The sequence below is a fragment of the Synechococcus sp. LTW-G genome, from assembly GCF_054459035.1.
On sequence record NZ_JBTKYW010000001.1, the window covers coordinates 308,076 to 328,740 of the forward strand.

The following is a 20,665-nucleotide window of genomic DNA, read 5'->3' on the forward strand; positions in this document are numbered from 1 at the left end:
GCAACTTTACGGGCAGTCTCTAGGGAAGGACCGTCACCAACGTGCCGACCTCGACCAGCTCAAACACTTCCTGGACGTTTTCTTCGTAAAGACGTACGCAGCCATGGGAGACCGCACGTCCAACGGTCCAGCGGTGGGGCGTGCCATGGAAGCCCGCCACCGTGCAGCCATTGACGCTGAGATAGCGCTCACCGTCCCAGGCATTCTCTTTGGGGGTGCAGTTGCGATGGAAGCCAATCCAGCGTGAACCCAGGGGATTCTTCGGGCCCTGAGGGACCTGGGAGCCATTGCCTGGATGCTGCCAAACGGGCTTGGCCACCTTCTCGAGAACCCGATGGCTGCCGGCAGGCGTTTCCCAACCGTCCGTACCAACGGCGGCGGGGTAGCGATGCAGCATCCGGCCGTCCTTGATCACCATCAACTGCCGCGTCTGGCGATCGAGCACCAGGTGGAGTCCCTCCTGATTCATCAGCGAGGTCGGGATGCGGGAGAGGGCCACCGCATCACTAATGACCGGTGCCGGAGGTGGAATGGGGTCGGGTTGGCGTGCCTCAGCGATCTGCGGAAGCAGGGCCAAGGCCAAAGGCGCCAGGAGGGCGAGGCCAGTCGAGCGGGAGAAGGTCACAAGCCAAGCAGCAGTCTCACCTAGGACTAGCTACGAGACTTCAGTTGTGCTACGGCAGCCAGTCGGAGCCAGAAAAATCGGGAGACCGTTTCTCCAGGAATGCATTTCTGCCCTCCTGCCCCTCTTCCGTTCGATAAAAGAGATGGGTGGCTTGCCCGGCCAGTTCTTGGATGCCCGCAAGACCATCGGTCTCCGCATTAAACGCCGCCTTCAGGCAACGGATCGCCGTCGGGCTGTGCTGCATCACCTCCCGCGCCCAACGCATCCCCTCCAGCTCGAGCTGATCAAGGGGAACAACGGCATTGACCAAGCCCATCTCCAACGCCTCCTGGGCGCCGTACTGGCGGCAGAGGAACCAGATCTCCCGCGCCTTGCGCTGGCCGACCACGCGGGCGAGATAACCAGCGCCAAAGCCCCCGTCAAAACTGCCCACCCGCGGACCGGTCTGGCCGAAGCGAGCGTTCTCAGCCGCCAGGCTCAGGTCACAGAGCAGGTGCAACACCTGTCCGCCACCGATGGCGTAGCCGGCCACCAGGGCAATCACCACCTTGGGCAGGCTGCGGATCAGGCGCTGAAGATCAAGAACATTCAGCCGCGGCAGGCCGTCATCACCGACGTAGCCCCCGTCACCGCGGACGCTCTGATCACCGCCGGCACAAAAGGCATAACCACCATCGGGGGCAGGGCCGACCCCGCCGAAGAGGACCACCCCAACCCGCGGGTTATCCCGCACCCGTGAAAACGCATCAAAGAGTTCGCTGACGGTCTTTGGACGAAAGGCGTTGCGCTTTTCCGGGCGATTGATCTGAATCCGGGCGATGCCCTCCTCACTGAGATCAAACAGGATGTCGTCGTAGGAGCCCTGGGGAATCCACTGCACAGCGGCTTCAGCGGGTGGCGAGTTCGACCATTGTGCGGCGCAGGCTTTGCCGCAACTGCGCATCCGCCTGGCGATCGGTTTGCACCACCAGAAGGCTGAGCGTCTGCCCATGCGCCCAAGCCAAGGCCGGGGGCAACGCCTCCAGGCTCTCTACGCGCTGGGCGGGGATGCCATAGCCCTCGGCCCAGCGCAGGTGGTCCATAGCTTGTGGCATCGCGAACAGGCGCTCGAAATCCAGGGCCGGACGGATCGGCAATTGCTCAAAGATGCCGCCGCCGCCGTTATCGACCATCACGACCGTTAGCTGGGCGCCACGCTCTCGCAGCTGCTGCAGCCAAAGCCAGCCATTGGCGTCGTGCAGCAGGGCCAAGTCACCGCTCAAGAGCACCAGGGGGCCTCTGCTGATGGCCAAACCGGCAGCGAGGGACAACGTCCCATCGATGCCCGAGGCACCGCGGAAGCCATCAATGCTGCGGCAAGGGGCATCCGGGGCCGAGAAGCTCTCCCAGTCCCGCACCGGACTGCTGCTGGCGAGCATCAAGCCCCAATCGGCTGGCAGAACGCGACTGAGGTTCCGGGCCAAGCCTGGCTCCGAGAGCCCCTGCGCCGGGAGCAGCTGGTCCAGACGCTGCTGCACCTGCTGCTCAGCCGCCCACCAGAGGTCGCGCCACCGCTGGTTACCAGCAGCCACTGGAGCGTCCCAGCGGGACGCGGGGTGCTGAGCGAGCCAGGCCTCCAGTCCATGGGGCCAATGCTGGCTGGCCGTGCCCAAGGCATCGAAGTTGCGCGGATCCTGTTCACTCACCAACAACTGAACGCCGGCGCTTCGCTGAATCCAGGCCTGCAGACGACGGCTCGCTGGCACCGGCCCCAGGCGCAACAGTTGTGGCGCAGAAGGCAGCTGATGGCCCTCTGCCAGGAACAGGTCGTAGCTGAGAACACAGCTCAGGCCAGGCCAACCCCGCAGCCCGGAAAGCGGATCAGCCAAGACCGGCCACCCCGTCCGCGCCTGCCAGCGCTGCAGGGCAGCGGCAAAGCCCGGCAAGTCCTCCGCGCGACCACGCCAGGGACCGGCGATCACCACCCCTGGGCGATCGAGATCGAAGGGAAGACCCTCTCCAGCCCCGGCCGCAAGAGAGGGAATCAGGTCTTCGGCACTGGCCGCCTCAGGGGGCTGCGCCTTGAGTTCGCTCTGCAGGCGGCTGATGCTCTCGGCCGGGGCATGCAGGGGTTCTTCAAAGGGGAGATTGCAGTGCACCGGGCCCCAGGGGGGAAGCAGCGCCTTCGCCCAGGCCTGCTGGGCAAACACCCGCAGTTCCGAGCGCTCCATCGCCGCCAGACCCCGGGGATCCCCCTGAAGCAAACAGCGGCAAGAGGAGGCAAGAAACGACTCTTGATTCACCGTCTGATTCGCCCCACAGCCCTTCAAGCGGGCGGGGCGATCGGCGCTCAGCACCAGCAGCGGAATCGCACCGAAATCGGCCTCCACGACGGCAGGAAGCAGATTCGCCACCGCAGTTCCCGAGGTGGTCACCAGGGCCGCAGGACGACCGTCCCCGCGACTCAAACCGAGGGCAAGAAAGGCCGCTGAGCGCTCGTCCACGCCGCAGAACAACTCCAACCCTTGCTCCGCCAGCAGTCCAGCGGCCAAGGCCAAGGGAGCCGAACGGCTCCCAGGGCAGAGCACCAGACGCCTCAGCCCCTGGCGCTGGAGCTCAAGCAACAACGCAAGCGCCGCCTGAAGATTCGCCTCAGCACTGCAGGGGTGGGGAGGGGGCAGAGGCACCGGGGCGGGCCATTGATCAGGATGTGGCGATCATGCCGGCCCACGCTGAATCGATGCAGACTCCGCGACAAGCACCCGAGTCAGCGGTGAAGGGCTGGAGATCGATCCTGCTGTGGCTGGCATTGGCCCTGGTGCTGCGCTGGGCAGTGATCGAACCGCGCTGGATTCCCTCCGGTTCCATGCTCCCCACCCTGCAACTGCAGGACAGGATTCTTGTGGAGAAAATCCGGCCCAAACTGGGCTCTGGCGTTCCAACAGGAAGCGTCGTGGTCTTCCGTGCCCCTGAGCAGCTCGTCGCCGCTGGCTATGACCCAGCGGCAGCTCTGATCAAACGGGTGATCGGCCAACCCGGCGATGTCGTGGAAATCCGCGGAGGTGAGCTGCTCCGCAACGGTGAAGCCGTCGCGGAACCCTGGCGCACTGAGGCGATCGACTACAGCTTTGGCCCCGTCACCGTCCCCGATCACCACCTCTTGGTTCTTGGGGACAACCGCAATGCCAGCCTCGATTCCCACGTCTGGGGACCACTGCCCGAGCAGGATCTGATTGGCACCGCTGTTCTGCGTTACTGGCCCCTCAGGCGGGCCGGTTTGATTCGGTTCCCCGCCCCAGAGCCAGAGAATCAGCTGGGGTAGGGTGCAAGCCTGACGTGGATCACCCCGGAATGTTCAACCCGGAGTTCCTGACCAGCGACAGCGAACCGATCAGCGGCAACTCCCTGATTCAGTACCTGCAGGAACAGTCTCCGGACGTGTTGCAACGCGTGGCTCGCTCCGCCAGCGGCGACATTCAAGACATCATTCGGCACAACGTCCAAGGCCTGCTCGGGATGATTCCCGGTGAGCAATTCGACGTGAAGATCACCGCCAGCCGTGACCATCTGGCTGGCCTTCTCGCCTCGGCGATGATGACGGGGTATTTCCTGCGCCAAATGGAGCAGCGCATGGAATTGGAAGCAACGCTGTTCGACGACGGCGGCGCCGACGCAGACCCCGGCGAACTCAGGCTCTAGGCCGAGTCTTCACCCGGAACAACACCGGAGCGCACCAACAACTGATCGATCGAGGCGAGGTAGTCCCAGTTCCCCTCGTTTGGGGCCCACTCCCTGCGCTCGAACGCATCGGCCAACTGGGCCAACTGTTCGTTGGAACAGGGCACAGGAGCGTCGTAATGGGCCGGCACGACCCAGCGCACCTGGGGCAGTTGCGCCAATTCCCGCAACCAGCGAATCACCACGGGCCTGGAACGAGGAAAAACCAGGCGCTCCAGCACGGGTGCCACCAGAAGCGAGCCGCTCGGCTGGGTTAACGCTGCAAAGGCAGTACGGGAACTCGAGCGCCACTGAAATGGGAAGAGGCCGAAATAACTCCGGGCTGAGCGACAGCCCGGCTGAAACGCCTTGGACAACAGCTCGCGGAGGGGTGGTACCTCCAGGGCCTCCGGCCGCAAAAACGAAGCAAACAAAGCCAGACGCTCCCAACCTTTTTGGCGCAGTTCCGGCGTGTCCGTCAGGGGTTGATCGCCGCTGTCACGGGCATGGAAGAGCAGAGGGGTGGGATCGAAATCAAAAATGGTTGGTGGCTCTGGGTTAATGGCCACCAAGGCATCCGTTAGCAGCAGCGAGCCACTGGCCTGATGCAGGCAGGCAAATTCCTGAAAGCGACCCAGCCCAAGGTCAAGCGGACCCAAGGACGACCACACCAGCTCGTCGCTGTGGGGATAGCCATCCTCCTGAAGAACCCGGGTTCGCGCCCGCGGGAAGCCCAACCAGCTAGCCGGCAGGTTGATCGGGAAGCTCCACTGACCGGGGGTGACCCAGACCTCCGCCTTGGGAAAAGCCCGTGCCATCGGCGGGACAGGAAGCTTGTGCTCCAACCCTGAGGCAGTCGGCAACACAATCGTTTGGACCGCTCCAAAACGCTCCTCCAAGGAGCGAAGGGCCTGACGGACCTCGACGGTAGGCGCGACTGGGGCATAGAGCATCAGGCCACCACGAACACGGACCACCGTCATTCGGATGGGCACCGCCACGTAAAAGACACCCTGAAGCTGCTCAAAACTCCAGAGCTGGTCTGGGATCAGCTCACGCACCAGCGTGCGCTTGCGCCCGTAGGGATAGAGGGGCAGCAACGGCCACCAAGTCCAGCGCTGATCTCCTCGCGAGACGACTTCAACTGCAATCAGGTCTCTGGCCATGGATGGGAATAGCCGCCTGCTTGTGTCTTATGAAACAACTAGTCGCGACTAGATGCTGGTAAAGCAGTGAAGACGTTCGTCACAATCTAGACGAGAAAGCCGCCAAGAATGACGCCACCCCCTAACCGCATTCCATAGTTATACACGAACTCTACCGGTGGAAGCAGTAAAGATCCAGCCGAGATCACTCAAAGAAGAGCCCCAAAAAGGGAACGCTAAGAAACGTTTCGCCATTCAAGGATTGCGCAAGGACGTGCAACTAGAAACCGACTCGAGGCTATATAGTCAACAAAAGCGTGGAGCGAAGGCTCACAGACACACTCGAGGAGCAGCAAAGCAAGAATAAGATGGCTACTGTAGCAGCGACCTATATAATACTTGCAAGCAACAACAACAGTTTTGATGCGTCTTTTGCAACTCGCATCACTGGCATTTACGCCGACATCAAATCTCTATATGAGCTCCCAGGAATAACTGGACTTGGCGACGAAAGCATATCGGTCGAAGACACATCGCTGAGTACGGCTGAACTAGACAGCCTAATTAGCTTCACAACAGGGACAATTGATGCGCCTTCGGTGACGACAGTCACCGGTGCGGCAGCGGACATCAATTCCGTTTACGCCGCCAACAGCTCTGGACGCATCTCAGGCTTTGGCAATGAAGACGTCACCCTTACTGATTCTTCTCTCAGTGCTTCTATTCTTAACACCCTTAATACCAACACCACAGGTATCATCGATGCCAGCAATATCACCACCCTCAACGGCACCGCCGATGACATCAATACCGCATACGCCTCCAACAGCTCTGGCAGCATCTCTGGCCTTAGCGATGAAGACGTCACCCTCACCGATACATCCCTCAATGCTTCTGTTCTCAACACCCTCGAGGGGAACACAACAGGAATCATCGATGCCAGCAATATCACCACTCTCAACGGCACTGCCGATGACATCAATACCGCCTACGCGTCCAACAGCTCTGGCAGCATCTCTGGCCTTAGCGATGAAGACGTCACCCTTACTGATTCTTCCCTCAGTGCTTCTGTTCTTAACACCCTTAATACCAACACCACAGGAATCATTAATGCCGGCTCCGTAACAACACTCAGCGGCAACGCTGATGATCTCATTACCGCCTACGCCGCCCACTCCTCCGGTGAAATCACGGGCCTTGGCAATGAAGACATCACTCTGTCAGACACCACTTTAAATGCATCTATTCTCAATGAACTAGACAAGAGAACGACCGGAACAATCGATGCCTCAAGGATAACAACACTTTCCGGAACAACAGAAGAACGCAACATTGCACTCTCAGCAACCGGAATAATTGGCCTTAATATCACCAGCATAACACTCACTGAAGACACGATTAACGCATCTGATCTCAATACCCTTAATAACAACACAGCAGCGACAATAGATGCAACCAACATTACGACTCTTGAAGGAGATGCAGCAGACATCAGTACCGCCTACCTCGCGAATGGCTCAGGCATCACTGGACTCGGTGATGAAGATATAACCCTAAGCAACACCACCCTAGAGGCCTCAGTTCTAAACACACTCGATAGCAACACGACAGGAACGATCGATGCCAGCAATATCACCACCCTCAACGGCAACGCCGATGACATCAATACCGCATACGCCTCCAACAGCTCTGGCAGCATCTCTGGCCTTGGCAATGAAGACATCACCCTCAGCGATACATCCCTGAATGCTTCGGTTCTTAACAGCCTTGATGCCAACACCACAGGAATCATCGATGCCAGCAATATCACCACCCTCAACGGCACCGCCGATGACATCAATACCGCATACGCCTCCAACAGCTCTGGCAGCATCTCTGGCCTTAGCGATGAAGACGTCACCCTCACCGATACATCCCTCAGTGCTTCTGTTCTTAACACCCTTAATACCAACACCACAGGAATCATTAATGCCGGCTCCGTAACAACACTCAGCGGCAACGCTGATGATCTCATTACCGCCTACGCCGCCCACTCCTCCGGTGAGATAACAAGCCTCGGTGATGAAGACATCACTCTAACCGATACGTCACTCGATGCTTCTGCACTCAACACACTCGATAGCAACACGTCGGGAGCGATCGACGCCTCCTCCATAACGACACTTACTGGCACTGCAGCCGATCTGATTAGTGTCTATGCATCAACTAGTATTTCGGGCCTTAACAGTGCTTCCGTCCATGTCAACGGCGGTGTTGCAACAACCGCAGAGGCCAACACACTCGCAGCAGCAACCATTGGCATCGTCACCGCCACACTCTCCGATGGCGATCTCGCAACTCTTGCTGCACTCACTGAAACCGGTAACGCCTACAACATCACCATCACGGATACAACCGTTGATGCTGACGATCTCAATATCCTCAATCAGACGACAACTGTAGATATCGATGCACAATCGATCACGACCATCAGAGGCTCCGTCAGTGAAATCGCAAACCTATACACATCAATCGGGATTAGTGGACTTGGGAACGAATTACTGATTTTCACCATTGCAAACATTGAAGCGGTCGATCTGAATGAAATCGACAATGCCACGACACGCATCATCGATGGCTCAGGCATTGAGTCAATAACTGGTACGGCTGCAGACATCAGTACAGCTCTCAACTCAATAGGAATAACCGGCCTCGGCAATGCGAACGCAATCCTCACCGACACATCCCTCAGTGCTTCTGTTCTCAACACCCTCGATGCCCACACCTCAGGCACCATCAATGCCACATCCATAACAACACTCACAGGTGCTGCAGCAGACGTCAATTCCGCCTACTCCGCCAATGGCTCTGGAATCACTGGCCTTGGCAATGAGGCCGTCACTCTCAGCGACACCACCCTCGCAGCCTCTGTTCTCAACACTCTCGATTCCAATACCTCAGGCACCATCGATGCCACATCGATAACAACACTGACTGGTGCTGCAGCCGACATCAATTCCGCCTACTCCGCCAATGGCTCTGGAATCACTGGCCTTGGCAATGAGGCCGTCACTCTCAGCGACACCACTCTCGCAGCCTCTGTTCTCAACACCCTCGATGGCAACACATCAGGAATCATCAATGCTTCATCCATAACATCGCTGAGCGGCTCAGCCGCTGAGGTTCTGACCAGTCGCCAATCAGCTGGCATTATCGGACTCAGAGATGAAAACGGCCGTCCAAGCATTGCTCTCTTCACCAGCTCAACATCACTGAAAGCAGGTGAGACAGCCACACTGACGTTCATCCTCTCAGACGTAGTTGTGGATTTCACCGCTGATGATCTTTCCATCAGCGGTGGTTTAGTCGACAGTTTCGCCGGATCAGGATCCACCTATACCGCCACTTTCATACCCACAGCCAACAGCGCAGCCAATGGTGTCATTAGCGTTGGAAATAATGCTTTCTCCAGTTCTGGGATTTTTAATGAGGATGGCGACGACTGGAACAACTCCATCACCCTCTCCATCGATACCGTACGGCCCAGCATCGCTCTCTCCTCCGATCTCACATCGCTTAAAGCAGGCCAAACCGCAACCGTTTACTTCACCCTCTCGAAATCTTCGACTGACTTCTCCGCTTCCGACCTATCAATCTCCGGCGGATCCCTCTCCAACTTCTCAGGTTCCGGCACCTCCTATTCCGCTACCTTCATTCCAAACACCAACAGCACACAAGACGGCGTGATTTCAGTCGCCTCAGGCGTCTTTTCTGATTCTGCTGGCAACACCAATATTGATGGTTCTGAATCCAATAACTTCCTCACACTCTTCATCGACACCATACGGCCCAGCATTGCGCTCTCCTCCGATCTCACATCGCTTAAAGCAGGCCAAACCGCAACCGTTTACTTCACCCTCTCGAAATCTTCGACTGACTTCTCCGCATCCGACCTATCAATCTCCGGCGGATCCCTCTCTAACTTCTCAGGTTCCGGCACCTCCTATTCCGCTACCTTCATTCCAAACACCAACAGCACACAAGACGGCGTGATTTCAGTCGCCTCAGGCGTCTTTTCTGATTCTGCTGGCAACACCAATATTGATGGTTCCGACTCCAATAACTCCCTCACACTCTCCATCGATACAAGTTCAGACAAAGTCTATCTACATCTTCAGTCAAGACTCAAAAGACTCAAGACTGCCATTACACTCGCCACCACATCAGTCGCCACCTCCGCTTCCGAACTCGCAGAACTAGCCAAGAAAGGAATAACGCTCGCTAGCAGGCTTATGCAACTGGATCAAAGATTAGATAGCTCAAGACAGGAAACAGAAGTCAACATCACTCTCGACCTTGCGAGCGTAGCCCCCGAAATCACTCTTGCCGACAATAACAAACGCAGTTCTAACACTAAATTCACTCTTTATAACATCGACGATCAAGGGGCTCTCTCCCCTTTTAATTACAACCCCATCACCAGAACCGGCGGCTCCCTCTACGACATTGATGGAGATGGCCTTGGCGATGTCCTCTCGATCAGCTATCGCGATGGAGGCACAGGTGACCTCGATAGCCGGAGCAATGGCTACCTGAGCCTGCAAACTACCGCTGCAACCGTTGGCCTGGATCCCATCTTCTCCTCACAAGATAATGGGTTACTCACCCTCGCGGATCCAGAAAACAGCACGGTCGCAGCCGTACTGTACCTCCAAGCCTCACTCACATCGAGAAGCAGCACCACTCACTCCATCGGCTACATCATCGTGTCGGCTGGGGAGGAAAGGAAGGCAGATGCCATCCCTGCAAATCTTGATCAACTCAAGAACAAAGCTGTCAGCCTCTTCCACAGCCTCGAGGCGACCGACGTCACAATGCATGAAGCCCATTCTCTCAACCGATCGCTCCTACTGCTTAACGGCCAGAGCATTCGATTCTTCTCCACAGCTAACTCAAGCCTCAGTGATCTGAGCAGCCTCAGTGATCCACGCTTTTCCTGGCTCGATCACAAGATAAATACCGATGGCAGCATCTCCATAAGCGGTGAAGACGAAATAGATTTTTTGCTCACCCAGCACGATGTAGATCCAGGAATAGGGGCCCTGATTGCAAAACAGCAAGACATCGCATGCAGCTTAGATTTCACGACATTTACAGAAGAGCAAACCGTCTCAGGAACCCTCTACACAGCAAGAGAAGCAGACCTTGATTCGCTGACTGGCTTCTATCGCACGGTTGACACTGAGGGCAGCGTTCTTGATGCTTATGGCTCAATCATCGCTCCAGGCGAAGACGGATATGCAGCGGCCGCATTGCTCGACTCCAATATAGTAACCACGATAGACAATATAACTGTTGCCGACAATCAAGTTAAAACCGCTGACTTTGAACTCACCGAGTTTAGCCATCTAGCGCCATACACAAAAGTAAACGGCAACATATTTTTCGCCTATCCCGGCGCCAATCCCGATGGGCTCTCACACTTCAAAACTTTAGGCGACAATTTATTCGGCCTAGAGGACACCATCGGCGGTGGGGACCTCGACTATGATGACCTTATTATAGGATTTACATTCAAGAATATGTTCACCACATGATCTCATTTCTCAGCGATCAAGAAAACCGAAATCAGACCACGCTCAGCTGAGGATTAATCACGTCAACGAGATAACCTTTTCGGGAAAACTCACGCTTCCTTTGCTAAGTATCACTCTGGTCAATTCCAATTATAGCGACCCCAGCGATCACAACATACAAGGGAATAACTGGTAAGGGAGGCACTTCAAACCAATTGTAGCCACTGAGACTTGTAAGAAACCGCGACCACAACACCAGCGCTGGTCGGAAGCGGAAACCATCGAGCGCTTCAGGTCAGCAGCACCAGGCTGATGCTCATCACGAGCATCCCCGCAGTGACCCCAAACATCATCAGGTGGTGCTTAGCGCCCGTGCGTTGGGCCGCCGGGAGCAACTCGTCGAAGCAGATGTAGACCATGATTCCGCCGACGCTGGAAAACACCAGGCCCAGAACCACGTCATTGAGAAAGGTCCGCAGAAAGACGTAGCCGATCAGCGCTCCGAGTGGTTCCGCCAAGCCCGAGGCAAAGGAAATCCAGAACGCCTTGCTTCGGCTACCGGTGGCGTAATAGACGGGCGCTGAGACCGCGAGCCCCTCCGGGATGTTGTGAATGGCAATGGCGATGGCAATCCCAATGCCAAGCCGGGGTTCAGAAAGCGCCGCCACAAAGGTCGCCAACCCCTCGGGAAAGTTGTGAATCGCGATGGCCAGGGCCGAAAACAGCCCAGTGCGCATCAGTGCAGAGGAATCGGAGCCTTCGCGCAAAGGCAAAATCGCCAACTCGTGCGAAGGGAGCAAGCGATCAATCAGCGCCAGAGCCAGCATCCCGGCAAAAAAGGCCAGAACCGTGACGAGATAGGCCGTGCTGGTGCCCAGGGCAGGCGTCAGGGACTGGCGGGCCTTCGGGAAGATCTCCACGAAGGAGACAAAGATCATGACCCCGGCAGAAAAGCTCAGGGCACTCGTCAGTAATCCCGGGCTAAAGCGCCGGCTGAGCACGCCAAGCCAACTGCCGATCCCTGTCGAGAGGCCTGCGCCGAGGGTCAGCAGGAAGGCCGGCAGTACCTGGTGGTCCAGCGCTTCCAAGCCCGGCTCCTCGGCAAAGGTAGTTCGATAATCGCAGGCCAGGAGGCCCTTGGTGGGCGAATCGGCCGATCCAGGCACGTTTCAACAATCCCGGGCTCGACCCGCAACGCCTAGACAGATGCCCCCACATGGGGCAGAACACAGACATCGCTGCACGAGCGGGCCATGCAGACGCCATTTGGGATCTGGCTCCCGCAGGTCACGGTGCTGCGCTGCCGGCAGTTCGAGCAGGCCAGCGATGCCGTCGAAGCGGTGCGGGAGCGCCAATGCGTCGTGCTGCAACTCGAAGGAATGGAGCCCAGCGAAGCGCAGAGAATCCTCGATTTCGTGGCCGGCGCCGTCCATGCCCTGGACGGCCAAATGGAGCGTGTGGGTGATGGGACCTACCTCTGTGCACCGGCCGGGGTCGGCGTCAGTCAGCTCAGCGGCTCCTCGGAATCATGCGTCGAACCGGCCTGAACCCGGCGCTCCAACTGCACGAACAACAGCCAGGCCAGCCCAGCCGAGACACCTCCGGTCCAATCAGAGCGCAGAAGCTCAATGATCGAGGCGGTGCTTGCCGTCACCCTGAGGACCCGCAGGGCCAGGCGACCAAGTCGGTTAGCCATAGGGACCAAAGCGTGTGGCACAAGCTGCTCCGCACTGGGCGCCCAGCCTGATGGAATCAGCCAGCGACCGCTGGGCCGCAAGGCCCGTGACGACACCTGCCGCAAAACTATCGCCGCAGCCATAGCTCTCCACCAGGGGCCCTGGAAGCGGAGCCGCGTCGTACCGGCCGCCTGGAACGCTGTGGCCTCCGGCGGCTCCCTCGGTGCGGATCAAGGCCCGGGGCGCGGGTGTGAGTTGTGTGGGATCCACCGCCTCTCCAGGATCCAGGCCACTGCCAATGAGGGCATCCAAGGGAACAGCGGCCTCCTGCAGCACGGGTAGACGGACCCGCGGTGTGGCCGCCAGAACCTTGGAGGCGCGGCAGGCGCGCAGGAGCAGCGCATCAGCCGCCGTGACGAAGAGTCCATCGCAGTCCGCCAGGTCCTCCCACGGCAACGGATCACTGAGGGACGGGCTCAGGCGGTCTCCGATCACCGTGATCGCCCGATCCCCTCCGAGATCCACCAGGCTCAGGCCCCGCCGGGTCGGAGCATCCCTCCAGGCCACATGAAGCTCAAGACCCAAGGCTTGGAGGCGTTGCACGCAGGCCTCCCCAACCGCATCCCGCCCCAGGGCCGTGAAGAACTGAACGGGTTGTTGGGTCAGCCGCGCCATCTGGACCGCCACGACCGCGCCACCACCGGCGGGCTCCTCCAGGCTGCGGAGCGCATGGCCAATGGCACCCGGTCGAGGTAGTTGATCAACCGCCAGGAATTGCACCCACTCGACGTGGCCGACCACGGCTAGGCGGAGGGGAGGCAGGGCTGAAGAGGAAGACAACGGCAGTCCAAGACAGCTGCTGTCCCATCAAAACCCCTCAACGGCAACGAAAAAGCCCCCGCCAAAGCGGGGGCTCCAGGTTTGGCTGAAATCAGCCAGTGGTTGAGATCAACCAATCGACGGTGCAGTCAGAGCCACCGGGGTGATCTCGGACGCAGCCAGGTCGAGGGGGAAGTTGTGAGCGTTGCGCTCGTGCATCACTTCCATACCGAGGTTGGCGCGGTTCAGCACGTCAGCCCAGGTGTTCAGCACACGACCCTGGGAATCCAGGATCGACTGGTTGAAGTTGAAGCCGTTCAGGTTGAAGGCCATGGTGCTCACGCCCATGGACGTAAACCAGATGCCGACAACAGGCCAAGCACCCAGGAAGAAGTGGAGGCTGCGGCTGTTGTTGAAGGAGGCGTATTGGAAGATCAGGCGACCGAAGTAACCGTGGGCAGCCACGATGTTGTAGGTCTCTTCCTCTTGGCCGAACTTGTAGCCGTAGTTCTGGGACTCGCTCTCGGTGGTTTCACGCACCAGGGAGGAGGTCACCAGGGAGCCGTGCATGGCGGAGAACAGGGAACCACCGAAGACACCAGCCACACCAAGCATGTGGAAGGGGTGCATCAGGATGTTGTGCTCAGCCTGGAACACCAACATGAAGTTGAAGGTTCCAGAAATGCCCAGGGGCATGCCATCGGAGAAGGAGCCCTGACCGAAGGGATACACCAGGAACACTGCAAAAGCAGCAGACAGCGGAGCGCTATAGGCCACGCAGATCCAGGGGCGCATGCCGAGGCGGTAGGAGAGTTCCCACTGACGGCCCATGTAGCAGGAGATGCCGATCAGGAAGTGAAAAACCACCAACTGATACGGACCGCCGTTGTACAGCCACTCGTCGAGGCTGGCGGCTTCCCAGATGGGATAGAAGTGCAGACCAATGGCATTGCTGCTGGGGATGACAGCGCCAGAGATGATGTTGTTGCCGTAGATCAGGGATCCGGCAACAGGTTCACGGATGCCATCGATATCCACCGTCGGGGCGGCGATGAAGGCAACGATGAAGCAAATGGTGGCGGCCAGCAGGCAGGGAATCATCAGGACGCCGAACCAACCCACATAAATGCGGTTGTCGGTGCTGGTGACCCACTCGCAAAACTGCGTCCAAGAACTGGAGCCGCTCTTACGAAGAGCAGTGGTCATAGGGGAAGGCCCAATCGAGCCAAATGAGTACGAATGCCGCAGATGCAGCCTGCAAAACCTAGGAGCCCCTAGAAAACATTTCCTGGAGCAAAAATTAAATTCAGGAAAGAACCAAAATGTTCATGAAGAGCTTCATGAAGGCTTCATGAAGCTATGTATAGCGCTCGAGTCTGTGCGGCCTGGCGATTAGGCGGGGGCCGATTGTTCTTTGAGCCACTGCTGCGCAGATACCAAAAACGCGCTCCAGTCCAGTTTCTCCTCGTCCGCCGCGCGGGCAACCAACAGGGGAGCTTGGCGCTGCAAGAGAGCATCCAACTCCGCTTCGGGAACGCCGGCGGCCAAAGCCATGTAGTCAGCCATCGCCCGGCCCACAACCCTGGTCAGATAGGCGGCACTGAGGGCCTGCATGGCACCCCCCACAAGCCATGTCGGACCGTGCCACTTCACCACCGACGCCATGGCTTGAGAGCTCCACTCGACAACCCCCAGACTCAGCGCCGCCTTGCCCAACTCAGACGCCGAGGCTTGCAGTTGCTCAAGGGACCAAGGGCAATTCCAAAGCCTGGCCATCTCCTGCAGCATCAAGCCATTGGCAGCGGCCAGCACCAACAGATCCAAGCTGGGAAGCGGCGCCACAACGACGCCCGCCGCCACGGTCCACTGGGTGCGTTGCAGCAAACGGGACCAGTGCTGGCGGCGCAGGCCCTCGAGTTCAAGCTGCCAAGACGCATGCAACTCCTGCAGGCAGCGTTGTTGGTTGCGCTCCCGGCTCAGCGGTGTGGATTCCGCGAACCAGGAGGTGAGGTCTCGCCAGCCACTGGCCTCCTGGGCCGCAAGCGGCCAACAGCGCCCGCGCAGATGAACGGGAAGCTGCTGCTCGAGTTGCTGGAGCTGGGCGGAACTCTCGAGCTCCAGTTTCGTGCGCACCAGAATTCCCACCCGTTGCTGCTCTGGCAGGGCTTCAAGCCAGCGCAAGTCAGCCGCCGTCAGGGGCAGATCGAGTCGATACAGCAGCAGCTCGCAGTGGCGAAACACCTCCGGCCACTGCCAGGACTGAGGAGACAAGGGCAGGGCGTGACTGCGATGCACCCGAAGTGGATGCACAGAGGGGCAGTGACACAACAGCTGCTCCTGCTCGGAAGCGCTCCACGCTGCGGTCCCCACCAGGGCCAGCTGAATGCAGGTCTCCTCTTGGCGCTGACGCAACAGCTCCAGCTGAGAGCGGCGCTGAGTCTGGTGGAGCTCAAAGGTCTTGGCCTGAGCACGACCCTCCTCAGTGCTGGCTGCCTGCAGCACTTGGAACTGCTCAAGAACCGCCTCACAGCGCTCAAGCCAACCCTCGGAGGACTGAGGCAGGTGCTGACCGCTTGGATGCATGCGCCCGCCAAGCAACCAGAGGCCGACCCCTGCGGCACCCAAGCCCATCAGCGAGGAGAGGGGCCCATGGAGGGACTCCAGCACCATCCAGCCGCCGCCTGCTGCCGCAAGCCAGGGCCAATGCCGCATTCCCTGGCGCAGAACCTGCGCTTTGAGCTCCTCCCCCAGTGAGACGGGCCTCGGCGATGGGGATTCAGCTGAGACCTGAGGAACCGTCAATGGGGAGCCTGAATTCGGCGGCCGCGCCAACTCTTTAGCTCAGCTATTAACCCATGCCCAGACCCAATAGCGTGGGAGGAACTCAATGAGCCTTCTTGGCCATGGGTCTTGCTGGCCAAACCAACGAGCGGGCCGACCGCCGGTCCGAGGTCCAGAGGGTCCTGCTGGTGGCCCTCGGGGTCAACGTGGCGATGACGCTGCTCAAGCTGATCATTGGTCTCTTGAGCGGATCCCTTGCGCTCTTGGCGGATGCCATGCACAGCGCCACCGATGGCTTGTCCAGCCTCCTGGGGCTGATCACCAATGGCCTCTCGGACCCCAAGCCGGACCGCGATCACCCCTACGGCCATGACAAATACGAAGCGGTCGGAGCCCTAGCGATTGCGGGCTTCATTTGCTTGACGGCCTTTGAGATCGTGCGCACAGCCCTCGAGCGCATCAGCTCGGGCCTGCCACCAATCCGCCTGGATGGCCAGGAGCTGCTGCTGCTCCTCATCGTCCTGGGCTGCAATCTGCTGCTTGCCGGATACGAGCGCAGTGAGGGCAGACGCCTGGGCAACCAGCTGCTGTTAGCCGATGCCAAACACACCACCAGCGACATCTGGACCACCGTTGTGGTCCTGGTCGGTCTCTGTGGGGTCGTTCTGTTCAAGCAGACCTGGCTGGACGTGGCGATGGCCATCCCGCTCTGCGTCCTCTTGATCCGTGTCTGCTGGCAGGTGCTGAAGACCAACTTGCCCTGGTTGGTCGATCAAATCGCCATTGCACCGGAATCCATCCACGAGACGGCGATGGGCGTCCCTGGAGTCCTCAACGTCCATGACATCGCCAGCCGCGGGGTTCTGGGTCAGCGCGTGTTCATTGAGCTCCACATGGTGGTGGATGCCGATGACCTGCCAAAAGCCCATCGGATTACCGAGCTCGTGGAGGAGCATCTCGAGCGGCGCTTTGGACCCGTTCGCTGCACAATCCACCTGGAACCACGGGAGTACGCGGAATCCACCATCACCTTCCAGGGGACCCATGGCTGAGCTCCTGCGCTGGCTGACCCCCCATCAGCAGCAGCTCTTGGCCGATCTCAGTGACCGCCAACAACTGTTGGCTCGCTGGGATGGCGATCGGCCCATTGCCCTGCTCGAGCGCTGCTGGTTGCGGCTGCAGATCCTGCCCATCAGCAGGCTCAGCGCGGTTTTACCACCCGACAACAGTGGTGAAGCCCCAGAGTTAATTCGCTTCCGCAACCTGATCCGCGCCGGTTTCTCGAGCGCAGAAGCGGAAGAGCAATGTTGGGATGAGTTCGGGAAGGTGGCCTGCTCCGAGGCGCTCCAACGCTTTTGGGCCGCACAAGATCAGGGTTGCCATGGCTGGACGCTGCAGGCCTACCTCGACCTGCTCTCGCGCTACCGAAGCAGCATCGAATCGGAGGGACCAAATCCTTTGCCGGTACTGGTCTTGGCACGAGCAGGCAGTCCAGAACACCATCGCCTGATTTGGCACTGGCCGGCCTCACTGTCGGTAGGGCACACTTGCCGCTGACTTCTTCAGGTGTGCGGCCATGGCCGACGGTGATTTCCAGCGGAATTCGGGCGAGCAGTCCCAAGGCAACCCCGGTCCTCGCGAAGGTGGCGGGTTCCGCATTCGCCTGAGCGATAACGAGATGCGCGCCGCCCGCGCCGTGCAAGAGGCTTTTGGCGTCCGTTCCACCGTGGCAGCCCTGGGCCTGTCCCTGCGCACCGTGGCCCAGCTGATCGAAGAGGGCCGGATTGACGACATCGTTGCCCAGCAGAAGGCCAGTGCCGGTTCCCGGGGACGGGGCGAGCGCGGTGACCGTCGTGGCGAGCGCAATGAGCGCCCTGGCAACCGCCCCAATCCGTTTGCCCGTCCCGCCAAACCAGCAGCCGCCGTCCCTCAAGAGGAGACCGTGAGCGAGGAAGCCTCGTCGGAAACCACCGAAGTGGCAGCAGAGCAAACCACCACCGAAGAGACCACCGAGGCCTGATTCGAGGCCGCTGCCGGGTCCTGCCTCCAGGCAGAATCCGGCGAACATTTCGCCAGCTCGCATGCAACGCGCCAGGGTCCTGTCCGGAGTTCAGCCCACTGGCGCCTTGCATTTGGGCAATTGGCTCGGAGCCATCCGCAACTGGGTCGGACTGCAGGAGACCCACGACACCTTTTTCTGTGTCGTGGACCTGCACGCGATCACCGTGCCCCATGACGCGGCCGCCCTGGCCCATGACACGCGCAACACCGCCGCCCTCTATCTCGCCTGCGGAATCGATCCTGAGAAAGCGACGGTTTTTGTCCAGAGCCATGTCTCAGCCCACAGCGAGCTCTGTTGGCTCCTGAACTGCGTCACACCGCTCAACTGGTTGGAGCGGATGATCCAGTTCAAGGAGAAGGCCGTCAAACAGGGGGACCAAGTCTCCGTTGGCCTTCTGGACTACCCCGTGTTGATGGCGGCGGACATCCTTCTGTATGACGCTGACCTCGTGCCCGTTGGCGAGGACCAGAAACAGCACCTGGAGCTGGCCCGAGACATCGCCCAGCAGCGAATCAACGCTCGCTTTGCCCCGCGGGATGCCGAAGGCGAGCCCATCCCCGTCCTGAAGGTGCCCGAGCCGCTCATCCTCAAGGAGGGTGCCCGCGTAATGAGCCTGACCGACGGGCGCAGCAAGATGAGCAAGAGCGACCCCAACGAAGGATCCCGCGTCAATTTGCTGGATTCGCCTGAGGTGATCACCAAGAAGGTCAAGCGCGCCAAAACCGATCCCGTGATGGGCCTCGAATTTGGCAACCCAGAGCGCCCCGAAACCGACAACCTCTTGGGGCTCTATGCCCTGCTGAGCGGCAAAGGTCGTGAGGCCGCCGCGACTGAGTGTGCCGCGATGGGCTGGGGAACCTTCAAGCCCCTACTGGCCGAGACGCTGGTCGAAGCGCTGCGCCCCATTCAAGAGCGCTACAACGACCTGAGCGCTGATCCCGCCGAACTGGACCGCGTCCTCAAAGCCGGCAGCGAACGCGCCAATGCTGTGGCCCAGGCCACTCTGGAGCGAACCCGCGAGGCCCTGGGCTTCCTCAAGGCGAACTGAGGCCCCAAGCCGCTAATCAAAAACGGAAGGAAAGATAAAGGTGGCTAATTCGTCGCGGCGCATTGGCCAACCAAAAACCTCGCCAATCGCCCTGGAGAACTAAAAATCAACCTGCAGCACATCGAGGCAGCACTTGTCCAGTTCGGACGGGAAGTCTCACCTTGAGACTCGGCTAGCCAGCAGTCTCAATGGACTGCGACGTTGTGCCGCTTGCCAATTCGTCATTCGCTCCAGCATTCCCTCAAGCCCAGTCGTGCCGCCGCTCCGGCCTGCTCACTGGGTCTGCTGCTTCTGGCCGCTGGCCCCCTCGTGGCTCCCTCCAAGGGAGTCGAGGTGGATCAGTCACTAGAGCAGATCGTGGCAGCTGCCAGCGAGACCGAGGACGGAGAGCTGTATGCAATCACCCCGGAGCGCCGGGCCCTGCTCAACACCATTCGCTACGCCGAGGGCACCTGGAAACAAGGCCCCGAGGGCTATCGCACCCTCTACGGCGGCGGGCGTTTCAGCAGCCTTGCCAAACACCCTGATGTGGTGGTGGTGAAGCGCTACACGAGCGCGGCCGCAGGTGCCTATCAATTCCTGCCCGGCACGTGGAAAGAAGCCGCAAACAAACTGAGCCTTCGCAGCTTCAAGCCCCACAACCAGGACCAAGCGGCCCTGTATCTGGTGGATCGCCGCGGTGTACTCGATCAAGTCGACCGCAGCGGCTTAACCCGCGGGGTGATGGCCGTGCTGTCCAAGGAGTGGGCCTCCTTCCCTAGCCACAACGGACTGAGCGCCTACGGCCAACCCGTGAAGAAGGCTGCGGAGCTGGCCAACTTCTACGAATCCAACCTCAAGCAACTGAAGCGCAGCCGCTGGGCTCAGGCCTGAGGAGGATCGGGGCGCTCCTGCTCCGGAAGCGGCACTCCCGCCACCCGCAACATCGCGGAGAGGTTCCAGACCCGCATCATCAGGCGATGCCAAGGGGTCATGGCATCCATATCAACGGCCATGGGAGTCGAGCAGGCGGCCCGGAGTGATTTCGCGGCAGCGATCGCCTGAAGCGCCTCCTCCAGGGCGGAACGAAACTCCCGCTGTTCCACCGGTGGCACCAGGTGATCGGGGGCGTGATCCAGAAGGACCAAACCGCGCTGGAACCAATAGCGAAAGTCACCAAAGAGTGACTCGAGCAAGTGGTCGAGCAATTCGGCCGACTCAGCCTGGGGTTCTTGGGGGTTGCTCACCCCCACACCCTAGTAATGGTCTGAATTGCGCT

General features: G+C 59.6%; 18 protein-coding genes. 9 read left to right on the forward strand and 9 right to left on the reverse strand.

The features are described from left to right. Positions 1-19: 19 nt before the first annotated feature. The 3 genes from ACXIQ9_RS01695 to menD are packed head-to-tail and all read right to left on the reverse strand — an operon-like array spanning position 20 to position 3,291. Positions 20-625, reverse strand: a complete 606-nt coding sequence (locus tag ACXIQ9_RS01695; protein WP_247478096.1) for a L,D-transpeptidase — start codon at positions 623-625, stop codon at positions 20-22. A 49-nt stretch (positions 626-674) separates the two neighbouring features. Next, positions 675-1,505 (reverse strand): 1,4-dihydroxy-2-naphthoyl-CoA synthase, encoded by an 831-nt coding sequence (gene menB / locus ACXIQ9_RS01700; protein ID WP_459015198.1) that lies wholly within the window; start codon positions 1,503-1,505, stop codon positions 675-677. Between the two features lie 7 nt (positions 1,506-1,512). Further along, positions 1,513-3,291 carry a 2-succinyl-5-enolpyruvyl-6-hydroxy-3-cyclohexene-1-carboxylic-acid synthase gene (gene menD / locus ACXIQ9_RS01705; RefSeq protein WP_459015200.1) on the reverse strand — a complete coding sequence of 593 codons (1,779 nt, stop codon included), beginning with the start codon at positions 3,289-3,291 and terminating at the stop codon, positions 1,513-1,515. 53 nt (positions 3,292-3,344) lie between these two features. Between menD and lepB the strand changes: the two genes are divergently transcribed. Together lepB and ACXIQ9_RS01715 are read left to right on the forward strand one after the other, a co-directional pair. Next, on the forward strand, positions 3,345-3,926 hold the full coding sequence (gene lepB / locus ACXIQ9_RS01710; RefSeq protein WP_459015202.1) for a signal peptidase I: 582 nt from the start codon (positions 3,345-3,347) through the stop codon (positions 3,924-3,926). A gap of 29 nt (positions 3,927-3,955) precedes the next feature. After that, positions 3,956-4,303 carry a DUF760 domain-containing protein gene (locus tag ACXIQ9_RS01715; RefSeq protein WP_010316770.1) on the forward strand — a complete coding sequence of 116 codons (348 nt, stop codon included), beginning with the start codon at positions 3,956-3,958 and terminating at the stop codon, positions 4,301-4,303. Here the strand turns inward: ACXIQ9_RS01715 and ACXIQ9_RS01720 are convergent. After that, entirely contained in the window at positions 4,300-5,487 is a 1,188-nt protein-coding gene (locus ACXIQ9_RS01720) for a DUF4336 domain-containing protein (RefSeq protein ID WP_459015204.1), read from the reverse strand. The genes ACXIQ9_RS01715 and ACXIQ9_RS01720 overlap by 4 nt on opposite strands. Positions 5,488-5,783: 296 nt before the next feature. Here ACXIQ9_RS01720 and ACXIQ9_RS01725 point away from each other — a divergent pair, with 296 nt between their 5' ends. Further along, positions 5,784-11,042 carry an Ig-like domain-containing protein gene (locus ACXIQ9_RS01725; RefSeq protein ID WP_459015206.1) on the forward strand — a complete coding sequence of 1,753 codons (5,259 nt, stop codon included), beginning with the start codon at positions 5,784-5,786 and terminating at the stop codon, positions 11,040-11,042. A 269-nt stretch (positions 11,043-11,311) separates the two neighbouring features. Here the strand turns inward: ACXIQ9_RS01725 and zupT are convergent, their stop codons facing one another. Further along, the gene (gene zupT, locus ACXIQ9_RS01730; protein ID WP_459015208.1) at positions 11,312-12,187 is read right to left on the reverse strand and encodes a zinc transporter ZupT; all 876 of its coding nucleotides are present in this window, start codon (positions 12,185-12,187) and stop codon (positions 11,312-11,314) included. 87 nt (positions 12,188-12,274) lie between these two features. Here zupT and ACXIQ9_RS01735 point away from each other — a divergent pair, with 87 nt between their 5' ends. Then, the gene (locus ACXIQ9_RS01735) at positions 12,275-12,568 is read left to right on the forward strand and encodes a cell division protein SepF (RefSeq protein WP_010316767.1); all 294 of its coding nucleotides are present in this window, start codon (positions 12,275-12,277) and stop codon (positions 12,566-12,568) included. 141 nt (positions 12,569-12,709) lie between these two features. Here ACXIQ9_RS01735 and ACXIQ9_RS01740 read toward each other — a convergent pair whose 3' ends face one another. The 3 genes from ACXIQ9_RS01740 to ACXIQ9_RS01750 all read right to left on the reverse strand — a co-directional run bounded on the left by ACXIQ9_RS01740 (position 12,710) and on the right by ACXIQ9_RS01750 (position 16,228). After that, entirely contained in the window at positions 12,710-13,543 is an 834-nt protein-coding gene (locus ACXIQ9_RS01740; protein ID WP_459015781.1) for a PfkB family carbohydrate kinase, read from the reverse strand. Positions 13,544-13,645: 102 nt separating this feature from the next. Beyond that, positions 13,646-14,722, reverse strand: coding sequence for a photosystem II q(b) protein (gene psbA, locus ACXIQ9_RS01745; RefSeq protein ID WP_010316763.1), 1,077 nt, complete (start codon positions 14,720-14,722; stop codon positions 13,646-13,648). 186 nt (positions 14,723-14,908) lie between these two features. After that, a complete protein-coding gene (locus ACXIQ9_RS01750; RefSeq protein WP_459015211.1) occupies positions 14,909-16,228 on the reverse strand; it encodes a YcjF family protein in 1,320 nt (439 codons plus the stop codon). Between the two features lie 191 nt (positions 16,229-16,419). On the opposite strand from ACXIQ9_RS01750, the gene ACXIQ9_RS01755 reads away from it, so the two are divergent. The 5 genes from ACXIQ9_RS01755 (at position 16,420) to ACXIQ9_RS01775 (ending at position 20,280) form a co-directional block, all read left to right on the forward strand. Next, on the forward strand, positions 16,420-17,349 hold the full coding sequence (locus tag ACXIQ9_RS01755; RefSeq protein ID WP_010316761.1) for a cation diffusion facilitator family transporter: 930 nt from the start codon (positions 16,420-16,422) through the stop codon (positions 17,347-17,349). Then, on the forward strand, positions 17,342-17,854 hold the full coding sequence (locus tag ACXIQ9_RS01760; protein ID WP_247478085.1) for a hypothetical protein: 513 nt from the start codon (positions 17,342-17,344) through the stop codon (positions 17,852-17,854). The genes ACXIQ9_RS01755 and ACXIQ9_RS01760 overlap by 8 nt, the downstream gene beginning before the upstream one ends. A gap of 19 nt (positions 17,855-17,873) precedes the next feature. After that, the gene (locus ACXIQ9_RS01765; protein ID WP_459015213.1) at positions 17,874-18,317 is read left to right on the forward strand and encodes a hypothetical protein; all 444 of its coding nucleotides are present in this window, start codon (positions 17,874-17,876) and stop codon (positions 18,315-18,317) included. A 61-nt stretch (positions 18,318-18,378) separates the two neighbouring features. Further along, positions 18,379-19,407, forward strand: a complete 1,029-nt coding sequence (gene trpS / locus ACXIQ9_RS01770) for a tryptophan--tRNA ligase (protein ID WP_459015215.1) — start codon at positions 18,379-18,381, stop codon at positions 19,405-19,407. A gap of 210 nt (positions 19,408-19,617) precedes the next feature. Then, on the forward strand, positions 19,618-20,280 hold the full coding sequence (locus ACXIQ9_RS01775) for a glycoside hydrolase family 24 protein (protein ID WP_296420797.1): 663 nt from the start codon (positions 19,618-19,620) through the stop codon (positions 20,278-20,280). Here the strand turns inward: ACXIQ9_RS01775 and ACXIQ9_RS01780 are convergent. Beyond that, complete coding sequence (locus ACXIQ9_RS01780) at positions 20,271-20,633, reverse strand: DUF2605 family protein (RefSeq protein WP_459015218.1); 363 nt, start codon at positions 20,631-20,633, stop codon at positions 20,271-20,273. The genes ACXIQ9_RS01775 and ACXIQ9_RS01780 overlap by 10 nt on opposite strands. Positions 20,634-20,665: the final 32 nt, after the last annotated feature.